This is a genomic window from Micromonospora sp. WMMD975 (assembly GCF_029581215.1).
Classification (GTDB): domain Bacteria; phylum Actinomycetota; class Actinomycetes; order Mycobacteriales; family Micromonosporaceae; genus Micromonospora.
In genome coordinates this window covers 1,935,356-1,949,417 of the sequence record NZ_CP120739.1, presented here as the reverse complement: position 1 = coordinate 1,949,417, position 14,062 = coordinate 1,935,356, and the positions used below count along the sequence as shown (strand labels likewise).

At 74.5% G+C, this 14,062-nt stretch carries 10 protein-coding genes; 3 read left to right on the top strand and 7 right to left on the bottom strand.

Annotated elements, in window-relative coordinates; genetic code table 11:
* Positions 1-84: 84 nt before the first annotated feature.
* The gene (locus tag O7613_RS08180) at positions 85-822 is read right to left on the bottom strand and encodes a class I SAM-dependent methyltransferase (protein WP_282293068.1); all 738 of its coding nucleotides are present in this window, start codon (positions 820-822) and stop codon (positions 85-87) included.
* Between the two features lie 63 nt (positions 823-885).
* Between O7613_RS08180 and O7613_RS08175 the strand changes: the two genes are divergently transcribed.
* Both O7613_RS08175 and O7613_RS08170 read left to right on the top strand, forming a co-directional pair.
* Positions 886-1,398 (top strand): NUDIX domain-containing protein, encoded by a 513-nt coding sequence (locus O7613_RS08175; protein WP_282293066.1) that lies wholly within the window; start codon positions 886-888, stop codon positions 1,396-1,398.
* Between the two features lie 40 nt (positions 1,399-1,438).
* Positions 1,439-2,656: a serpin family protein gene (locus tag O7613_RS08170; protein ID WP_282293065.1), complete on the top strand. Its 1,218-nt coding sequence runs from the start codon at positions 1,439-1,441 to the stop codon at positions 2,654-2,656.
* Here the strand turns inward: O7613_RS08170 and O7613_RS08165 are convergent.
* Together O7613_RS08165 and O7613_RS08160 are read right to left on the bottom strand one after the other, a co-directional pair.
* On the bottom strand, positions 2,602-3,156 hold the full coding sequence (locus O7613_RS08165) for a DinB family protein (protein ID WP_282293064.1): 555 nt from the start codon (positions 3,154-3,156) through the stop codon (positions 2,602-2,604). The two genes, O7613_RS08170 and O7613_RS08165, sit on opposite strands and share 55 nt — an antisense overlap.
* Positions 3,157-3,273: 117 nt before the next feature.
* Positions 3,274-4,038 carry an SDR family oxidoreductase gene (locus O7613_RS08160; RefSeq protein ID WP_282293063.1) on the bottom strand — a complete coding sequence of 255 codons (765 nt, stop codon included), beginning with the start codon at positions 4,036-4,038 and terminating at the stop codon, positions 3,274-3,276.
* Between the two features lie 54 nt (positions 4,039-4,092).
* On the opposite strand from O7613_RS08160, the gene O7613_RS08155 reads away from it, so the two are divergent.
* Positions 4,093-4,758 carry a TetR/AcrR family transcriptional regulator gene (locus O7613_RS08155; protein ID WP_282293061.1) on the top strand — a complete coding sequence of 222 codons (666 nt, stop codon included), beginning with the start codon at positions 4,093-4,095 and terminating at the stop codon, positions 4,756-4,758.
* Positions 4,759-4,834: 76 nt separating this feature from the next.
* On the opposite strand, the gene O7613_RS08150 is transcribed toward O7613_RS08155, so the two are convergent.
* From O7613_RS08150 to O7613_RS08135, 4 genes are all read right to left on the bottom strand, one after another.
* Entirely contained in the window at positions 4,835-5,119 is a 285-nt protein-coding gene (locus O7613_RS08150; RefSeq protein WP_282293060.1) for a DUF2277 domain-containing protein, read from the bottom strand.
* Between the two features lie 142 nt (positions 5,120-5,261).
* Positions 5,262-10,772 carry a non-ribosomal peptide synthetase/MFS transporter gene (locus tag O7613_RS08145; protein ID WP_282293058.1) on the bottom strand — a complete coding sequence of 1,837 codons (5,511 nt, stop codon included), beginning with the start codon at positions 10,770-10,772 and terminating at the stop codon, positions 5,262-5,264.
* Positions 10,769-13,876, bottom strand: coding sequence for an amino acid adenylation domain-containing protein (locus O7613_RS08140; RefSeq protein WP_282293056.1), 3,108 nt, complete (start codon positions 13,874-13,876; stop codon positions 10,769-10,771). Before O7613_RS08140 ends, O7613_RS08145 begins: the two co-directional genes overlap by 4 nt.
* Positions 13,873-14,061: an MbtH family NRPS accessory protein gene (locus tag O7613_RS08135; RefSeq protein WP_281583369.1), complete on the bottom strand. Its 189-nt coding sequence runs from the start codon at positions 14,059-14,061 to the stop codon at positions 13,873-13,875. Before O7613_RS08135 ends, O7613_RS08140 begins: the two co-directional genes overlap by 4 nt.
* Position 14,062 lies beyond the last annotated feature (1 nt).

Genomic DNA, 14,062 nt, shown 5'->3' with positions numbered 1-14,062 from the left:
TCCGCGCGGACCGCCCGGCGGCGCGGCGGGACGGCGGTCCGCACCCGGGCGGCGGCGCAGCGGGGACGGCGGTCCGCGCCCAGGTCAGGCCGGACGGCGGGCCAGGGCGAGCGCGGTGCGAAGGTCCAGTACGACGGTACCGCCGAAGCCGTCGACCGCCGCGCCGACCGCGGCCCGGACCCGCGCGCGCAGCTCCGGCGGGCGGCGCAACTGCGGCGAGAACGTGTCGACAAGCCGCAGGTACGCCGCGGTGTCCAGCGGCACGGCGCGGCGGAACCGGTCCAGCCGCACGTCGGTGAAGAAGCCGCTGTCGGCGATGTCGTCGCGGAACCAGCCGTCGGGACGGTCGCCCCGGTCGGCGGGGTCGGCGGTGCTGAACGCGACCCGGATCGCCTCGGCCTGCGCCGCCTCGACGTAGGCGTAGCGGTGGCTGAGGACGGCGAGTGTGCCGCCTGGGCGCAGCGCGTCGTGGGCGCGCCGGTTGCGGGTGGCCGGGTCGAGCCAGTGCCAGGCCATCGCGCAGGCCAACGCGTCGACACCGCCGAACGGTGGGCTCCACTGCTCGAAGGTCGCCGTCACCACCTCGACATCCGGAAACCGCTCGGCGAGCACGCGGGCCATCCGCGCGTCCGGCTCGACGCAGGTGGTGGCCGCACCGAGCCCGAGCAGCGCCGCGGTGGCCAGGCCGGTGCCGGCGCCGACCTCGACAAGCGTGCCGGGCGGTCCACCGTGGTAGGCACGGACGGCCTCGGTGACCTCGACCGGATAGCCCGGCCGCGCCTCGTGGTAGGTGTCGGCGGTCTCCCCGAACAGTTGCGACATCCCGCCATCGTCCCAGGTTCGGGCGGTGCCGGCGGGCCCGGTCGGCTTCCCTACGCTGCCGGCATGGAGTTGCCTCGCGATTTTCCGGTGGTGGAGCGCACCGCGGTACGGGTGGTGATGCTCGACGCCGCCGACCGGGTGCTGCTGTTCCACACCCGCGACCCGGAACACCCCGACCTGGGGGTGTGGTGGGAGCTGCCCGGCGGAGGGCTGGACCCGGGCGAGACGTACCGGGAGGCGGCGGTGCGCGAGCTGCGCGAGGAGACCGGCATCGTGGTGGCGGCGGACGACATCGGCGCGCCGAGCTGGCGGCGGCGGGCCAGTTTCCGGCACCGGCAGCGGCGGCACCTCCAGGACGAGGTGGTGGTGGCGGTGCGGCTGCCCGGGCCCGGTCCGGAGGTGGACGGGGCGTACCGGCTGGACTACGAGGTGGAGGACTATTTCGGGTTCCGCTGGTGGCCGCTTGCCGAGGTGCTCGCCGACCGACCGCGCTGCTACCCCGGCCGGCTGCCGGAGCTGCTGCCGGCGTTCCTCGACGGCGAGGAGATCGACGAGCCGTTCGAGCTGTGGTCCTGACCGGCGTGCCGGTGGGCGCGTCAGCGGGCAGAGTGGAACGGTGACTCCTCTCCACGCCCCCCTGGCCCAGTACGCCGAGCGGCTGCACCGCGCCGCCGGTGACACCCACCACGTCGCCTCGCCGCTCGGCGCCTGGCTGCTGCTGGCGCTGACCGGCCCGGCCGCCACCGGACAGGCCCGGTCGGCGCTCGCCGAAGCGCTCGGCGTCGACCCCGACGACGCCGCCGCGGCGGCCCGGGCGTTGCTCGCCGCGCCGCACCCGATGGTCGCGGCGGCCACCGCGCTGTGGGAACGGACGCCGTTCGAGGAGCTGGCCGAGTGGCGGGCCGCCCTCCCCGCGTACACCGAACGCGGCCCGCTGCCCGACCAGGCCGCGCTCGACGCCTGGGCCCGGGAGCGCACCGGCGGGCTGATCGAGCGGTTCCCGGTCGACGCCGCCCCGGAGACGCTGCTCGTGCTGGCCAGCGCGCTCGCCACGCGCGTGTCCTGGGCCGACCCGTTCGAGGTGGCGCCGGGCACGGAACTGGGTGCGGGCAGCGTCTGGGCCGGTCGGCTGCGGCAGGTGCTGCGGACGCCGCCGGTCGGGCACCGTTGCTGGGTGTCGGTCACCGACCGGGCCGGCGACGTGGCGGTGCACGTGGCGCCGGCCCGGGTGGACGATGACGGGGCGGGGATGCTCGTGGTGTCCGTGGCCGCCGCGCCGGACGTGCCGGCCGGTGCGGTGCTGGCCGCCGCGTGGAACCTGGCCGGGGCCGCCGCCACCGTCCCGGACGGGCCGGTGCCGGGCCGCCGGTCGCTGTTCGAGCTGCCGCTGGGCGAGAGCCCGCTGTGGACGGTACGCGAAGAGCCGACCCGCACGTTCGCCCGGGACGGCCGGGAGGAACGCGCCACCGCCGTGCTGCCCTGCTGGGCGGCGCGGAGCCGACACGACCTCACGGCGCCCGGGTTCGGCTTCGACGCGGCGGCCGGCGCGCTCGGTGAGCTGCTCGGACTGGTCGAGCCGCCGTTCGCCGCGGCGCAGTCGACGGTGGCGCGGTTCGGCCGATACGGCTTCGAGGCCGCCGCGGTGACCGCGTTCGGGATGGTGGCCGGGCTGCCGCCGGAGGGCGTCGCCCGCATCGCCGACCTGCGCTTCGGTCACCCGTACGCCGTGGTCGCGGTGGCCACGGACGCCGCCGGCGGCCCCTGGCACGGCCTGCCGGTCTATTCCGCCTGGGTCGCCGACCCGGAGGACGTGCCCGCCGACGAGGCCGGCTGACGACCACGTTCGAGGATCTGTTCGCGGAGGATGTCCGCGTGTCCACAGTGCTGGGCGAGCTCGCGCAGCACGTGCAGATACACCCACCGCAGCGGAAGCGGGCCCCGCCGGTGCCCCCGTACGACGTCGTCCAGCCCCAGGGCGGACGTGGCCCGGCGGGACGCGTCGCAGGCGTCGCGGTGCGCCCGCCGGACGGCGGCGATCGTGTCGTCGGCGTCGAGGAGGAACGACTCCTCCGAGTTCTCCGGGATGCCGATCTCGGCGCGCGACCGGCACGTGACGGCCTGGTCGAACCAGACCTGCTCCACGAAGGTCGCGTGTTTCACCAGACCCAGCAGCGTGGTCCGGGAGGCCACCAACGATCGGCGTGCCTGCTCCTCGGTCAGCCCGTCCAGGCAGGCGTTGAGCGCGTCCCGGTGCTCGTCGAGGAACGCCTCGAACTGGGTACGGGCCGGCAGCGCGACGACCCGGTCGGCGAAGGTGGGCGGGAAGGAAGGCATGGGCGAAGCATTCCAGACCGTCGTCCGGCCGAGGGGGATCGCCTCGGCGCGATCCGGGGTGTTAAAAGGGGGCCCCGCCTCTACCGAAAGCGTTAATAAGGGCCCCCGCCTTGCACGTCAGGGGCGGGGGCCCAGGAACAGGCCGCCGCTGGCGTCGATGACCTGGCCGGTGATCCACCGTGCGGCGTCGGAGGCGAGGAACGCGACCACGTCGGCGACGTCGCCGGGGCTGCCCAGCCGGTCGAGCGCCGTCATGCCGGCGATCAACTCGACCAGGCCGGGTGTCGCGAAGACCGGCCCGTTCGTCGGGGTGCGGGTGGCGCCGGGCGCGACCGCGTTCACCGTGACGCCCCGGGCGCCGAGCTGGTTGGCCAGGGTCCGGGTCATCGTCTCGACCGCGCCCTTGGTCATGGCGAACGAGGTCTGGGTGGCGTTCGCCATCCGGGTCGCCACGGACGAGAGGGTGATGATCCGGCCGCCGTCGCGGAGCAGGGGCAGCGCCCGTTCGATGATGAAGTACGGCGCCCGCACGTTGACCGCGAACAGGTGGTCGAACGCGGCTCGCGTGGTGACGCCGATCGGGCCGGCGGGTGGCGCCGCCGCGTTGTTGACGAGGATGTCGAGCGGACGCCCGGCCAGATGCTCCTCGATGCCCGCGAAGAGCGTGTCCACGTCGCCGTCGACGCCCAGTTCCGCGCCGACGGGGTACGCGGTGCCGCCGGCCCGTGCGATCCGGTCGACCGTCTCCGTCGCGCCGCCCGCGCCGGTGCCGTGGTGGGCGATGACTACCGCGCCCCGCGCCGCCAGCCGGACCGCGATGGCCTGCCCGATGCCGCGCGAGGCGCCCGTGACGAGCGCCGTCCTGCCGATCAGATCGTTCATGATGTGAGCTACTCCCAAACTGTTAGTCACTACCAGCCTGATAGTGTCTACCAGATGGACGGGCGGCACTCCACACTGCGGGAGCAACGACGGGCCGAGACGCAGCGCATGATCCAGGCACATGCGGTGCGGTTGTTCGTCGAGCGCGGGTATGACGGCACGACCGTGAACGACGTCGCCGAGGCGGCGGGCGTGTCACCGATGACGGTCTACCGGCACTTCCCGACGAAGGAGGATCTCGTGCTGCTCGACCAGAACGGTCCGCTTGTCGCCGAGCGGATCGCCGCGACGCCGGCCGGGCAACCACTGGTGCGCCGCATCGGCGCCGCGCTCGTCGACTCGGCACGCACGCTGACCGAGGGTGACGACAGGTTCCTGCTGGCCCGCCTGCGGCTGATGATCTCGACGCCCGCCCTGCGCGCCCGGCACCTGGACAACCACCACCTGCTGCAACAGGCCATCGTGAACGGCCTCGGGGGCGAGGGCGACGGCCCGGAGGCGGCCTTCCACGCGGCGGCGGCGGCCAGCGCCTGCCTGGCCGCCATGCACACCGCGCTGGTCCGGTGGGCGGAGGATGACGGCCGCGACGACCTGGGCGACCTGATCACGCAGGCGTTCGCGGCGGCCTTCGGCGACCAGGCCGAGGCTCCAGGTCAAAGCGGCGCGGCAGCCGGATCGCGGCGCCGCCGAGCGACCGGAGGGACGCCGGCACACCCGTGAGCGACGGGACCGCGACGGGCCCGGCATGAGCGGAGCGCGACGGTAGACCGCCGGTGTTGGTGGGAGCCCGCTCGGCTCAGGACGTCGCCGCCCGCGGGCCGTACCGTTCGGCCGCGCGCGCCTTCGCCTTCGCGGCCTCCACCTCACGGTCCCGGGACGGCGCCTTCGTCACGAGCTGGTCCAGCAGCGTCCGGGTGGCCGCGGTGACCGCGCGGACCGCCTCGTCGAACGCCTCCTCGTTGGCCGTGGACGGCCGGGTCGCGCCGCTGACCTTGCGCACATATTGCAGGGCGGCGGCTTCGATCTCGTCGTCGGTGGCGGGCGGCTCGAAGTTGTGGAGCACGCGAATGTTGCGGCACATGCCCCCACCATGCCACCCGGGTCCGACACCCGCACCGACCGGCGCGTCGAACGGCCGCCGCGGTTGCTTGATCGACTCCAGGTCGCCGAAGTGGCGGGGTCAGGCATGCCAGGACACCGCCACCTCGGCGAGGTGGAGTGGATCAAGCAACCGCTGACCCACCCCGGGACGAGTCCGGCCGGGACGGCACGGCGGTGGCGGCGAGGCGCTTCTCCCGCTCCTGGGCGCCGATCAGGTCGTCGGGCAGGGAGTCCTCGACCTCCAGGTCGAAGCGGCGCAGCAACCGGATCGCGAAGCCGCCGAGCGTCACCAGGATCAGGATCACCCCGAAGCAGACGTACGCGAAGCCGATGCCGCGGCCCGGACCGGTGCCGATCACCTCGCCCACGGTGCCGGCGAGCGTGCCGTCCGGGGCGAGCATCGGCTCGAACAGGGCGGTGGCGGCCGGCGCGAGCACCGCGAACCCGATCGGCAGGGTGGACCAGGAGATGGTCTGGTTCAGGCTGAACACCCGGCCGTGGAAGCGCTGCGGCACCTTCACCTGCACGATCGTCGCGTAGATCGACTGTGCGGTGGTCATCGCCATGGCCAGCCAACAGAAACCGACGCAGATCATCGCGACTGACGCGTCCAGGCCGATCAGCACGCAACCGGTCGCGGTGCCGAGGTTGCCGATCAGCACGCCGATCATGCGACGCCGGCGCGGCCCGCCCCAGAGCGCCATCAGCACGCCGCCGAGCACCGCGCCCACCGCCTCGGCCAGCGCGACCTGGGCCACCTGGGTCGGGCTCCCGAACGACAGCACCAGCGGGGCGGTGAGCACCAGCGCCGGCGCGAGGAAGATGTTGCCCAGCGCGAAGTAGCCGAGCATCAGTCGGAACCCGCGGTGCCGCCAAGAGTAGCGCATGCCGTTGGCGATGGCCACCAGCAGCCGTTCCCGGGGCCGCCAACCGAGCAGGTCGGGGAAGCGGACCACGGCCAGGGTGAGCACCGCGACGAGGTAGCTGGCCACGTCGATGACCAGGATGCCCTTGAGGTCGATCGCGGCGAGCAGGCCGGCGGCGAAGACCGGCATGAGCAGCGTGGCCACGCCGGTGGAGAGCTGGGTGATGCCCATGGCGTGGCCGAGGTAGCGCTTCGGCACCAGCTGGGGCACCGCCGACTGGAACGCGATCCGCTGGAACGACCCGGCCACCGAGCTGAACGCCACCAGCAGGTAGATGTGCCAGAGCACCAGGTTGTCGGTCCACAGCAGGGCGGCCAGCACCAGTTGGACCGAGCCGGCGACGCAACTGGCGAGCATCATGATCCGACGCCTGCTGACCCGGTCGACCAGAGCGCCTGCCACCGGCAGCATGAGCACGCCGCAGATCAGCGCGAGCGCCCAGAGCAGGCCGAGGTCGGCCACCGAGCCGGTCCGGTTGAACAGCCAGATCGGCAGCGCGAACGCGGTGAGCGCGGAGCCGGTGCTGGAGACGAGCTGCCCGACCGTGACGGCCAGGAACCGGCCCATGCTCGGCTTCACCGTGGCGACGGGTGGCCCGTCCGCGCCGACCCGCAGCGTGTCCTGCACTGCCCAGCCGGCGTCCTCGCCCCGGGCCTGCGGGGCGAGCGCGGTGACGTCACCGGCCACCACCGCGGGGTGTACCCGGGTGACGATCTCGGCCAGCTCCACGGCCCGGTACTTGAGGAAGAAGTGCCCGGCCTGGTCGAGCACGACCAGCCCGAGCGTGTCGCTGAGGAACTGCCACTCGGCGTACCGCTCGCGGTGGTAGTCGGTGACCGGGTCCTCGGAGCCGACCACCGAGATGATCGGGGCGCGCAGCTTCGTCGCCTGCCGGTCGAGCAGGCGGGTGAAGTACTCCTCCGAGGCGCGGGAGTCGGCCCGCATGTTGCTGATGATCCGGTCGGCCTGCTCCGGGTCCAGCTCGTCGGTGTCCACGCCCATCGACTTGAGCCAGCTCGCGTAGTGCTTGTTGCTGCGCAGCTGCTCCAGCCGGTTGCGGGTGGCCGCGAAGAGGCCCTTCGGGCGGGCGAACGGGAACATCGCGCCGATGTAGACGGCGTCCAGGTCCCGGCCGGCCGCCTCGACCTTCCGGGCCACCTCGGTGACGATGGCGCTGCCCACGCCGCAGTGGCCGTAGAGCGCGACCGGGCCCTCGACGCGCTCCATGATCTCGTCGGCGACCCGGGTGGTGAGCTCGTCGAACGGCAGCGCGTCCTCGCTGAGGCCGACGTCGTGGCCGGGGATGGCGAGCGACCACAGCGCGTGCCCGGCCGGGAGCGCGTCGGCGAGCGGCTGGTAGACGATGGCGCTGCCGCCGCCGTACGGGACGCAGACGTAGGTGAGCACCCGCTGGGCGGCGGGGATCGGCCCGGTCAGCTCGTAGAGCAGGCGGCGCGGCCCCTCCTGGGCGGCGTCGCCGGCGACGAACGCGGCCAGCTCGCGGATGGTGCGCTGCTGGAACAGGTCCATCACGCCGACCGCCCGGCCGCCCAGGTCCGCCTTGCGGATCCGCGCCACCACCTGGGTGGCGAGCATGGAGTGCCCGCCCAGGTCGAAGAAGTCGTCGTCGATGCCGAGCGTGTCGACGCCGAGCACCTCCGACCAGATCACCGCGAGCGCGCGTTCGGTGTCGTCGCGCGGCGCGACGAGCGCCACCGACGCCTCGCGGGTGACCACGGGGGCGGGCAGCGCCCTACGGTCGAGCTTGCCGTTGGGGGTCAGCGGCAACACGTCGAGCGTGACGAACGCCGCCGGCACCATGTATTCCGGCAGCGTGTCCTTCAGCGCCGCCTTCAGCGCGGCGTGCTCGGCCGGCCCGACCAGGTACGCGGTGAGCCGCTTGTCTCCCGGGCTGTCCTCGCGGACGATCACCGCGGCCTCGGTCACGCCGGGCTGCTCGCGCAGCGCGCTCTCGATCTCGCCCAGCTCGATGCGCAGGCCGCGCAGCTTCACCTGGTGGTCGATCCGGCCGAGGAACTCGAGCACCCCGGCGCCGTCCGGGCCGACCACCCAGCGGGCCAGGTCCCCGGTGCGGTAGAGGCGGGCGCCCGGCTCGGCCGCGTACGGGTCGGGGACGAACTTCTCGGCGGTCAGCGCCGGCCGACGGTGGTAGCCGCGGGCCAACCCGACACCGCCGATGTGCAGCTCACCGGCGACCCCGACCGGGCAGCGGGCGCCGGACGGGTCGAGCACGTGCAGCCGCAGGTTGGCGATCGGCGCGCCGATCGGCACCGCGCTCACCTCGGCCAGCCGCGCCGGCTCGCACTCCCACGCGGTGACGTCGATGGCCGCCTCGGTCGGGCCGTAGAGGTTGTGCAGGCCGCACCGGGGCAGCCGGGCGGTGAAGTCGACCGCCGTGGCCGGCGGCAGTTCCTCGCCGGAGCAGATCACCCGGCGCAGCGCGGTGGCCGCCTCGACGCCGTCCTCGGCCAGGAAGACGGTGAGCATCGACGGGACGAAGTGGGCGGTGGTGATCCGCTCGGACACCAGCAGGTCACGCAGGTAGCCGGCGTCCTTGTGCCCGCCCGGGGTGGCGAGCACCAGGCGGGCGCCGGTGCGCAGCGGCCAGAAGAACTCCCAGACCGAGACGTCGAAGCTGGCCGGGGTCTTCTGGAGCACCGCGTCGTCGGCGCCGAGGCCGTACGTCTTCTGCATCCAGTCGAGCCGGTTGACGATGCCCCGGTGGGTGTTCGGCACGCCCTTGGGTCGGCCGGTGGACCCGGAGGTGTAGATGACGTACGCCAGGTGCTCCGGTCCGGCGACCGGCGCCGGGTCGGTGGCCGGTTGGTCGGCCCAGACCGCCGGGTCGTCCAGGTCCAGCACGGTGGCGTCGGTGGCCGGCAGCACGTCGCGCAGGCGCCGCTGGGTCAGCACCACTGGCGCGTCCGCGTCGGTGACCATGAAGGCCAGCCGGTCGGCCGGGTACTCCGGATCCAGCGGCAGGTAGGCGCCACCGGCCTTGAGCACGCCGAGCAGGCCAGCGACCAGCTCGACCGAGCGTTCCGCGCACACCCCCACGAGCGTCTCCGGGCCGACGCCGGCCGCGCGCAGCCGGTGCGCGATCCGGTTGGCGTCCGCGTTGAGCTGCGCGTACGTGCGGCTGTGCCCGTCGATGGTGACGGCGACGGCGTCCGGGGTGGCGGCGGCACGCTCCTCGAACGGGGCGTGCAGCGTCTGCGCGCGCGGGAAGTCCGCCGCGGTGTCGTTCCAGCGGGCCAGCAGCGCCCGCTCGGCGTCCGGCAGCAGCGGCAGCCGGGAGACCGGGGTGTGCGGCGCGGCGACGACCGCGTCCAGCAGGGTGGTCCACCGCTGCGCCATCCGCTCGACGGTGGCCCGGTCGAACAGGTCGGTGTTGAAGACGAGCTTGCCCCAGAGCCCGTCGACGGTCTCCACCGCGTGCAGCTCGAAGTCGAACCGGGTCGCCCTCAGCTCCATCGGGGTCCACGCGAAGGTGACCTCGTCGGCGTCGGACACGGCGCGGAACCGGCCCATCTCGTAGTTCTGGAGCACGAACATGGTCTGGAACACCGGTGAGCGACTGACGTCGCGCGGCAGTCCCAGCTCGTGCACCACCTTCGCGAACGGCACCTCGGCGTGCTCGAAGCCGTCCAGCACGGTGCGCCGGGTGCTGGCCAGCAGCTCGGTGAAGGTCGGGTCGCCCGCCAGGTCCGCGCGCAGCGGCAGCATGTTGACGAACATGCCGACGACGTCCTCCAGCTCCGGCGCGGCGCGGCCGGCGACCGACGCCCCGACGGCGAAGTCGTCCTGCCCGGCGTGCCGGGCCAGCAGCACCTGGTACGCCGCCAGCAGCGTCATGAACAGCGTGCCACCGCTGCCCCGGGTGAGCGCGTGCAACGCCTCGGTGGCCGCCGGGTCGAGCTGGAACTCGACGAAGTCACCCCGGTAGGTCTGGGTGGCCGGGCGGGGCCGGTCCAGCGGTAGGTCCAGCGGCGTGATGCCGGCGAGGCGCTGCTTCCAGTGGTCCACGTGCGACCGGGCCCGCTCCCCGTCCAGCTCCCGCGCCTCCCAGACGGCGAAGTCGCCGTACTGGATCGGCAGGGCCGGCGGCTCGCCGCCGCGGTAGAGCGTGATCAGGTCGCGCAGCAGCACGTCCACCGACCAGCCGTCGCCGACGATGTGGTGCTGCCCGAGGAAGAGCACGTGGTCCACGGCGGACAGGCGGATCAGCAGGGCCCGCAGCAGCGGCCCGTGCGCCAGGTCGAACGGCTCGGCCGCCGCCGCGTCGACCAGGGCCTGCGCGGCGGCCTCGTCGGCCGCCTCCACCACGGTCAGCGGGACGTCCGGCGTCTCGGCGATCACCACGGTCGGTCGGCCGTCGGCGTCGGCCGGGAAGCGGGCGCGCTGCGACTCGTGCCGGGCGCCGAGCGCGGCCAGGGCCGCGCGCAGCGCGCCGACGTCGAGCGGTCCGCGCACCCGCAGCGGCACCGCGATGTGGTACGCGGCCTCGCCCGGCGCGAGCTGGTCCATGAACCAGACCCGCTCCTGGGCGTACGACAGCGGCACCGGCGCGCCGTCCGGCCGGGGGGTGATCCGGGCCGCGGGCGCGGCGCCGTGGCGGGCGCGTAGCCGGCGGGCGACGAGCGCCTGCCGGGCCGCCTCGCGGGCCGGATCCTTCAGGTCGGTCATGAGTGGGTGTCCTCTTCCGCCGCGAGCAGCGCGGCGACCTCGGTGTCGGAGAGCCCGTCGAGTTCGGCGGCGATCAGCGCTTCGATCTGGGCGGCGAGGTTCGCCACCACGGGGCTGCCGAACAGCGCCCGCATGGGCAGCTCGACGTCCACCTCGGCCCGGATCCGGGCCATCGCCCGCATGCCGCGCAGCGAGTTGCCGCCGAGGGCGAAGAAGTCGTCGAGCGCGCCGACCTTCTCCACCTGGAGGATGTCCGCGTACACCTCGGCGACCAGGGCCTCGGCCTCGGTGCGCGGCGCGACGTAGCTGTCCCGCGTCGACTCGCCGGCCGCCGGGGCGGGCAGCGCGGCCCGGTCCAGTTTGCCGTTGGGGGTCAGCGGCAGCGCGTCGAGGCGGACCAGGGCGGCCGGCACCAGGTGCGCCGGCAGCTCCCGGGCCAGCTCGGCGCGGACCGAGTCCTCCCGGGCCGGCCCGACGACGTACCCGACGAGCGTCGGTTCGCCGCCGTCGGCGCGGACCGCCGCGGCGGCGGCCCGCACGTCCGGGTGGGCGAGCAGCGCGGCCTCGACCTCGCCCAGCTCGATCCGCATGCCGCGCACCTTGACCTGCTCGTCGCGGCGGCCCAGGTAGTCGAGCGTGCCGTCGGGACGCCGGCGGGCCAGGTCGCCGGTGGCGTACATCCGGGCGCCGGGCGGGCCGTACGGGCAGGGCAGGAACCGCCCGGCGGTCAGGCCGGGCCGGTCGTGGTAGCCGCGGGCGAGCTGAACGCCGGTGACGTACAGCTCGCCGACCACGCCCGGCGGCACCGGCTGGAGGGCGCCGTCGAGCAGCAGCGCACCGGTGTTCGGCGCGGGCGTGCCGATCGGCACCGGCCCCGGGGGCAGCGGCGCGCCGGGGGCGATCCGGGCCGTGACGCAGCCGACGGTGGCCTCGGTCGGGCCGTACTCGTTGGTCACCGCCACCTCGGGGTGCGCGGCCCGCCAGCCGGCGAGCTGCTCGCCGGTCAGCGCCTCGCCGCCGATCACCAGGTCGGCGGTGGGTGACAGGTCGGCGTCGAGCAGCGGCAGGTGGCTCGGGGTGACCTTGAGGAAGGACGGCCGGCCGCCGGCCCGGGCGTCCGTCGAGTCGATCGCGGCCAGCCGCACCGTGCCGCCGGCGGTGAGCGTGCCGAGCAGGCCGGTGACGGTGAGGTCGAACGACACCGGCGAGTGCAGCAGCGCCACCCCGGCCAGGCCCGGGTAGGCCGCCCGGGCCCAGGCCAGGTAGGCGGTCACCGCGCGGTGCTCCACCACCACGCCCTTGGGACGGCCGGTCGAGCCGGAGGTGTGCAGCACGTACGCCGGGTGCTCCGGGCGCAGCGGGGCGACCCGGTCGGCGTCGGTGAGGTCGTCGTCGGGCTGGTCCGCGCCGACCTCACCGTCGAGCACCAGCGCGTCGCCGGACGCCAGCGCGGCGGTGTCCGGCACGGCCACCACGAGCGTCGGGGTGGCGTCCGCCAGCAGGTAGGAGATCCGCGCGGCCGGGTAGGCGGGGTCCACCGGCACGTACGCGGCGCCGGACTTCAGCACCGCGAGCAGCGCCACCACCAGCTCGCAGGAGCGGGGCAGGACCAGCGCGACCCGGGTCTCCGGGCCGGCACCGCGGGCCACCAGCAGCCGGGCCAGCCGGTTCGCGGCGGTGTCCAGCTCGGCGTAGCTGAGCGTCGCCCCGTCGCAGACCAGCGCCGGGGCGTCCGGGGTGGCAGCGACCTGCCGCCGCACCTCGTCGACCACGGTGGTCACCGGCGTGTCCCGCGCGTCGCCGGTCGAGGCGTCGAGCGCCCGGTCCCGCTCGTCGTCGGTGAGCAGCGGCAGCGCGCCGACCGTCCGGTCCGGCCCGGCCACCGCGGCGTCGAGCAGCCGCACGTAGCGTCGCGCCACCGTCTCCGCGCTCGCCCGGTCGAACAGCGCGGTCCGGTAGACCAGGCGGCACTCGCCGGCGGTGATGTCGAAGGCCAGGTCGTCCTTGGTGGTGCCCAGCTCCGCTGGGTCGAGGCCGGAGTCCGGGATCCAGTTCAGCGCGGTCTGGAAGATCGGCTGCACCGACGGGTCCCGCTGCGGGGCCACCGCCTCGACGATCTTCTGGAACGGGGTGCCGCCGTGGTCCATGGCGTCGAGCAGGCCGTTGCGGACGCGGCCGAGCAGGTCGGCGAAGGTAGGGTCGCCGGAGACGTCGCAGCGCAGCGCCACCGGGTTGACGAACATGCCGATCAGCGGCGCCAGCTCGGGGTTGTCGCGGCCCGCGGTGGAGACGCCGACCACCACGTCCGTGTCGCCGGAGATCCGGGACAGCAGCGCCGCGAAACCCGCCAGCAGCACCATGTACGGCGTGGCCTGCGCGCCGACCGCCAGCGCGCCGACCCGGTCGAGCAGCCCGTCGGGCAGCGCGAAGCGCACCTCGTCGCCGGCGAACCCGAGCTGGGCCGGGCGGGGCCGGTCCAGCGGCAGTCCGGTGACCGGTGGCGCGCCGGCCAGGTGACCGGTCCAGAACGCGAGCTGCCGGTCCAGTTCGTCGCCGGCGAACTGCTGGCGCTGCCACACCGCGAAGTCGGCGTACTGGATGGGCAGTTCCGGCACGGCGGGCCCGGCCGCGCTGAACGCGGCCAGCTCGGCGTGGAACAGCACCGCCGAGTGGCTGTCGAAGACGGCGTGGTGCACCACGAAGAGCAACCGCCGGGTGTCGCCGAGGTCGACCAGGCGGGCACGCCACAGCGGCGGCGCGTCAAGCGGGATCGGGGTGCGGGCCAGCTCGGTCCGCAGCCGCTCGAAGGCGGCCGGCCGATCGCCGGCGGGCAGGTGGCTCAGGTCGGTGGTGGGCAGCGTGAGCGGCTCGTGGGCGCGTACCACCTGCACCAGCGCGCCGTCGTCGACCCGCAGGTGGGTGCGGAGCGCCTCGTGCCGGGCCACCACCCGGTCCAGCGCGGCGACGGCCGCCGCGGCGTCCGTCCCGGCCGGGACGGTCCACGGGACGGAGATGTTGAACACCGGCGAACCCGCGTCGAGCTGGTTGGCCATCCACACCCGTTCCTGGGCGTACGAGGCCGGGAACGTCCACTCCTGGCTCATGAGAGCCCCTCGCGCACCGAGCGTGGGCGCATGTCGGTCCAGACCTCGTCGACGTGGGCCAGGCACTCGTCGCGGCTGCCGGCGAAGCCGGTGTCGTGCCAGCCGGCGGGCAGGTCCCGGTCGGCCGACCAGATCGAGTACTGCTCCTCGTCGTTGCGGACGACCAGGAATCGGGGTTCGGCCATG